This window comes from Microbacterium sp. EYE_78, assembly GCF_023149035.1.
In the GTDB taxonomy this organism is placed as follows: domain Bacteria; phylum Actinomycetota; class Actinomycetes; order Actinomycetales; family Microbacteriaceae; genus Microbacterium.
Genome location: NZ_JAHXMY010000004.1, coordinates 1 through 5,484, shown reverse-complemented (window position 1 = coordinate 5,484; position 5,484 = coordinate 1). Strand labels below are relative to the sequence as shown.

The window sequence follows — 5,484 nt, the reverse complement described above, 5'->3', positions numbered from 1 at the left end:
GCCTCACTACGAAGCCCTGCGGGGTGGTGTGGGAGCGTCCGATCCTTGAGAACTCAACAGCGTGCACTTGTCAAATGCCAAATAACCTCGATCTCAGTTTTGGCTGAGGTGAGATTCCTTTGGATCAAAGTCCGGCATTTCGGTGTCGGCAAACGGATAGTCAGCAATGATGTATCTCTTTGGTCAGTTCAAACTCGCTGCTTTCGCCTTTTTCCGGTGATTGTCAGTATTTTTCTTTTACGGAGAGTTTGATCCTGGCTCAGGATGAACGCTGGCGGCGTGCTTAACACATGCAAGTCGAACGGTGAAGCAGAGCTTGCTCTGTGGATCAGTGGCGAACGGGTGAGTAACACGTGAGCAACCTGCCCCTGACTCTGGGATAAGCGCTGGAAACGGCGTCTAATACCGGATATGAGCTGCGATCGCATGGTCAGCAGTTGGAAAGATTTTTCGGTCTGGGATGGGCTCACGGCCTATCAGCTTGTTGGTGAGGTAATGGCTCACCAAGGCGTCGACGGGTAGCCGGCCTGAGAGGGTGACCGGCCACACTGGGACTGAGACACGGCCCAGACTCCTACGGGAGGCAGCAGTGGGGAATATTGCACAATGGGCGAAAGCCTGATGCAGCAACGCCGCGTGAGGGATGACGGCCTTCGGGTTGTAAACCTCTTTTAGCAGGGAAGAAGCGAAAGTGACGGTACCTGCAGAAAAAGCGCCGGCTAACTACGTGCCAGCAGCCGCGGTAATACGTAGGGCGCAAGCGTTATCCGGAATTATTGGGCGTAAAGAGCTCGTAGGCGGTTTGTCGCGTCTGCTGTGAAATCCCGAGGCTCAACCTCGGGTCTGCAGTGGGTACGGGCAGACTAGAGTGCGGTAGGGGAGATTGGAATTCCTGGTGTAGCGGTGGAATGCGCAGATATCAGGAGGAACACCGATGGCGAAGGCAGATCTCTGGGCCGTTACTGACGCTGAGGAGCGAAAGGGTGGGGAGCAAACAGGCTTAGATACCCTGGTAGTCCACCCCGTAAACGTTGGGAACTAGTTGTGGGGTCCATTCCACGGATTCCGTGACGCAGCTAACGCATTAAGTTCCCCGCCTGGGGAGTACGGCCGCAAGGCTAAAACTCAAAGGAATTGACGGGGACCCGCACAAGCGGCGGAGCATGCGGATTAATTCGATGCAACGCGAAGAACCTTACCAAGGCTTGACATACACGAGAACGGGCCAGAAATGGTCAACTCTTTGGACACTCGTGAACAGGTGGTGCATGGTTGTCGTCAGCTCGTGTCGTGAGATGTTGGGTTAAGTCCCGCAACGAGCGCAACCCTCGTTCTATGTTGCCAGCACGTAATGGTGGGAACTCATGGGATACTGCCGGGGTCAACTCGGAGGAAGGTGGGGATGACGTCAAATCATCATGCCCCTTATGTCTTGGGCTTCACGCATGCTACAATGGCCGGTACAAAGGGCTGCAATACCGCGAGGTGGAGCGAATCCCAAAAAGCCGGTCCCAGTTCGGATTGAGGTCTGCAACTCGACCTCATGAAGTCGGAGTCGCTAGTAATCGCAGATCAGCAACGCTGCGGTGAATACGTTCCCGGGTCTTGTACACACCGCCCGTCAAGTCATGAAAGTCGGTAACACCTGAAGCCGGTGGCCCAACCCTTGTGGAGGGAGCCGTCGAAGGTGGGATCGGTAATTAGGACTAAGTCGTAACAAGGTAGCCGTACCGGAAGGTGCGGCTGGATCACCTCCTTTCTAAGGAGCATCTGGCACCCTCGGGTGTCCAGGCGCCGGATCAGGACCGAATGTGTCTTGCCGGTTAGCTCATGGGTGGAACATTTGACGAGGTGTCGGAGGGTGACTTCCGGATCTAGTACGGCCTTCGGGTTGGGAACGGTTCGGGGTGAGGCTTCTGGCACATGCACGCTGTTGGGTCCTGAGGGACCGGATGCGCTTCGATCTTCGGGTCGGGAGCAGACGAACCTCGGGGCCTTTTCTTGTGCCGGCAGTGCCGGTGCGGAGGGGGTACCGCCCGTACTTTGAGAACTACACAGTGGACGCGAGCATCTTTGAGCTGATCTTTGATCGGCTCAGAAAGATGATCTTAAAGATCATTAGTCAATTTCGAATTGACGATTCAACTCATGTGATTTCAAGTCTTTAAGAGCAAACGGTGGATGCCTTGGCATCTGGAGCCGAAGAAGGACGTAGCAATCTGCGATAAGCCTCGGGGAACTGATAAGCAAGTTTTGATCCGAGGGTGTCCGAATGGGGAAACCCCGCTGGGCGGCGTGCCGACCCAGTGACTCCCGCCTGAATATATAGGGCGGGTAGAGGGAACGTGGGGAAGTGAAACATCTCAGTACCCACAGGAAGAGAAAGCAACCGCGATTCCGTGAGTAGTGGCGAGCGAAACCGGAACAGGCTAAACCGAGTACGTGTGATATCCGGCAGGAGTTGCGTATTCGGGGTTGTGGGACTTTTCGGACAGTTCTGCCGAGCTGTCAGCGTGACAAGAAGGTATAGACGAACCGCATTGAAAGGCGGGTCATAGAGGGTGCCAACCCCGTAGTCGAAATGCCTCCCTTGGCGCGAAGAGTATCCCAAGTAGCACGGGGCCCGAGAAATCCCGTGTGAATCTGTCAGGACCACCTGATAAGCCTAAATACTCCCAGATGACCGATAGCGGACAAGTACCGTGAGGGAAAGGTGAAAAGTACCCCGGGAGGGGAGTGAAATAGTACCTGAAACCGTTTGCTTACAAACCGTTGGAGCCTCCTTAGTAGGGGTGACAGCGTGCCTTTTGAAGAATGAGCCTGCGAGTTAGCGATATGTGGCGAGGTTAACCCGTGTGGGGTAGCCGTAGCGAAAGCGAGTCTGAATAGGGCGATTCAGTCGCATGTCCTAGACCCGAAGCGAAGTGATCTATCCATGGCCAGGCTGAAGCGACGGTAAGACGTCGTGGAGGGCCGAACCCACTTAGGTTGAAAACTGAGGGGATGAGCTGTGGATAGGGGTGAAAGGCCAATCAAACTTCGTGATAGCTGGTTCTCTCCGAAATGCATTTAGGTGCAGCGTTGCGTGTTTCTTGCCGGAGGTAGAGCTACTGGATGGCCGATGGGCCCTACAAGGTTACTGACGTCAGCCAAACTCCGAATGCCGGTAAGTGAGAGCGCAGCAGTGAGACTGTGGGGGATAAGCTTCATAGTCGAGAGGGAAACAACCCAGACCACCAACTAAGGTCCCTAAGCGCGTGCTAAGTGGGAAAGGATGTGGAGTTGCTGTGACAACCAGGAGGTTGGCTTAGAAGCAGCCACCCTTGAAAGAGTGCGTAATAGCTCACTGGTCAAGTGATTCCGCGCCGACAATGTAACGGGGCTCAAGCACGCCACCGAAGTTGTGGCATTGACATTATTGGTAGGCCTTCGTGGTCCAGCCGTGTTGATGGGTAGGAGAGCGTCGTGTGGCCAGCGAAGCGGCGGTGTGAACCAGCCGTGGAGGCTACACGAGTGAGAATGCAGGCATGAGTAGCGAAAGACGTGTGAGAAACACGTCCTCCGAAAGACCAAGGGTTCCAGGGTCAAGCTAATCTTCCCTGGGTAAGTCGGGACCTAAGGCGAGGCCGACAGGCGTAGTCGATGGACAACGGGTTGATATTCCCGTACCGGCGAAGAACCGCCCAAGCTAATCCAGTGGTGCTAAGAGTCCTAACCCGGGCTTGTGGATCCCTTCGGGGTGAGACGGTCCGGTCTAACGCTCGACCCCATGCTGGTGCGGCTAGCGTATTAACAGGTGTGACGCAGGAAGGTAGCCCAACCCGGGCGATGGTTGTCCCGGGGCAAGTGCGTAGGCCGAGGAATAGGCAAATCCGTTCCTCATACAGGCTGAGACACGATGCGGATAAAAAGTGGGTGATCCTATGCTGCCAAGAAAAGCATCGACGCGAGGTTCTAGCTGCCCGTACCCCAAACCGACTCAGGTGGTCAGGTAGAGAATACCAAGGAGATCGAGAGAATCGTGGTTAAGGAACTCGGCAAAATGCCCCCGTAACTTCGGGAGAAGGGGGGCCTTCCACTTATTAGGATTTACTCCGAAAGGGTGTGGAGGCCGCAGAGACTAGTGGGTAGCGACTGTTTACTAAAAACACAGGTCCGTGCCAAGTCGCAAGACGATGTATACGGACTGACGCCTGCCCGGTGCTGGAAGGTTAAGAGGACCGGTTAGCCGCAAGGCGAAGCTGAGAATTTAAGCCCCAGTAAACGGCGGTGGTAACTATAACCATCCTAAGGTAGCGAAATTCCTTGTCGGGTAAGTTCCGACCTGCACGAATGGCGTAACGACTTCCCAACTGTCTCAACCGCGAACTCGGCGAAATTGCATTACGAGTAAAGATGCTCGTTACGCGCAGCAGGACGGAAAGACCCCGTGACCTTTACTACAGCTTGGTATTGGTGTTCGGTGTGGCTTGTGTAGGATAGGTGGGAGACGTTGAAGCGGTGACGCCAGTTACCGTGGAGTCATTGTTGAAATACCACTCTGGTCACTCTGGATATCTAACTTAGAACCGTAATCCGGTTCAGGGACAGTGCCTGGTGGGTAGTTTAACTGGGGCGGTTGCCTCCCAAAAAGTAACGGAGGCGCCCAAAGGTTCCCTCAACCTGGTTGGCAATCAGGTGGCGAGTGTAAGTGCACAAGGGAGCTTGACTGTGAGACTGACAGGTCGAGCAGGGACGAAAGTCGGGACTAGTGATCCGGCAGTGGCTTGTGGAAGCGCTGTCGCTCAACGGATAAAAGGTACCTCGGGGATAACAGGCTGATCTTGCCCAAGAGTCCATATCGACGGCATGGTTTGGCACCTCGATGTCGGCTCGTCGCATCCTGGGGCTGGAGTAGGTCCCAAGGGTTGGGCTGTTCGCCCATTAAAGCGGTACGCGAGCTGGGTTTAGAACGTCGTGAGACAGTTCGGTCCCTATCCGCTGCGCGCGTAGGAAATTTGAGAGGATCTGACCCTAGTACGAGAGGACCGGGTTGGACGAACCTCTGGTGTGCCAGTTGTTCTGCCAAGAGCACCGCTGGTTAGCTACGTTCGGGATGGATAACCGCTGAAAGCATCTAAGCGGGAAGCCGGCCTCAAGATGAGATTTCCATACCTTCGGGTGAGAGGCTCCCAGCCAGACTACTGGGTTGATAGGCCGGATGTGGAAGCGTGGTAACACGTGAAGCTGACCGGTACTAATAAGCCGATGACTTGATAACACACCGTTTAGGTGCTTGCGTCCACTGAGTGGTTCTCGATGTACGGTCGAGAACCGCATAACGAATCAATCGTTGTGCAGACTGAAACATCAATAGTGTTTCGGCGGCCATAGCGTGAGGGAAACGCCCGGTCACATTCCGAACCCGGAAGCTAAGCCTCACAGCGCCGATGGTACTGCAGGGGGGACCCTGTGGGAGAGTAGGACACCGCCGGACTTCTTTCG

Annotated in this window: 3 rRNA genes; all 3 read left to right on the top strand. The window is 55.0% G+C overall.

Annotated elements, in window-relative coordinates:
• Positions 1-236 precede the first annotated feature (236 nt).
• Positions 237-1,759 (top strand): 16S ribosomal RNA (locus KZX17_RS14940).
• A 395-nt stretch (positions 1,760-2,154) separates the two neighbouring features.
• Positions 2,155-5,260: ribosomal RNA gene (locus tag KZX17_RS14935) — 23S ribosomal RNA — on the top strand.
• 99 nt (positions 5,261-5,359) lie between these two features.
• Positions 5,360-5,476 (top strand): 5S ribosomal RNA (gene rrf, locus KZX17_RS14930).
• The 16S, 23S and 5S rRNA genes sit together here, the layout of an rRNA operon.
• The last annotated feature ends 8 nt before the right edge of the window (positions 5,477-5,484 follow it).